This is a genomic window from Jingyaoa shaoxingensis (assembly GCF_014385005.1).
Lineage (GTDB): Bacteria > Bacillota > Clostridia > Lachnospirales > Lachnospiraceae > Marvinbryantia > Marvinbryantia shaoxingensis.
The window spans coordinates 1-611 of record NZ_JACRSZ010000067.1 but is presented as its reverse complement, the minus strand read 5'-3'; the positions used below and the strand labels follow the sequence as shown (position 1 = coordinate 611).

At 46.3% G+C, this 611-nt stretch carries 2 protein-coding genes; both read left to right on the top strand.

Annotated features, from left to right (window positions below; genetic code table 11):
- A partial coding sequence (tnpB, locus tag H8716_RS17510; RefSeq protein ID WP_249310236.1) for an IS66 family insertion sequence element accessory protein TnpB occupies window positions 1-336 on the top strand: 336 nt, incomplete at its 5' end.
- Window positions 337-402: 66 nt separating this feature from the next.
- Window positions 403-611: transposase (locus H8716_RS17505; protein ID WP_249310235.1), on the top strand; the 209-nt coding region annotated here is incomplete at its 3' end.

Here is a 611-nt window from a genome sequence, read left to right as displayed (position 1 = left end):
ATCCGATGCGGCTACACCGATATGAGGAAGCAGCTCAATGGCTTGCTGGATATCATCCAGTACAACTTCAAACTGGATCCTTACAGCAATTCCTTATTCCTGTTCTGTGGAAAGAGGGCTGACCGGATCAAAGCAGTCCATTACGAGGGAGACGGTTTCTGCCTTTTATACAAACGGTACGAAAACGGACGTCTCCAATGGCCGCGGACCGGCGAAGAAGCAAAACAGATTTCTGATCAGCAGCTACGCTGGCTTCTGGAAGGTTTGAACCCGGAGCAGCCAAAGGCGGTTCAGAAATGGCTCCCGCATAAGTCTGAAAATACTGAAAATCCTTAGAAATGCTGGGAAATCTGACGATTCTATGGTATAATAATCCTATCGAAACGAAAGGGTTTTCAGGTTATGTCAGCTACGGAACAGGAGTATAAAAATCATATCAAAGAACTGGAACAGCAGGTCCGGCTCCTGAAAGAGCAGGTTGATTTCCTGACCCGTAAACTTTATGGAACAAAATCCGAGAAGACATCTACTCTCGAAATCGAGGGGCAGATGTCTCTTTTTAATGAAATCGAAACCTGTGCGGATCCTGATGCACACGAACCGGAGCTTGT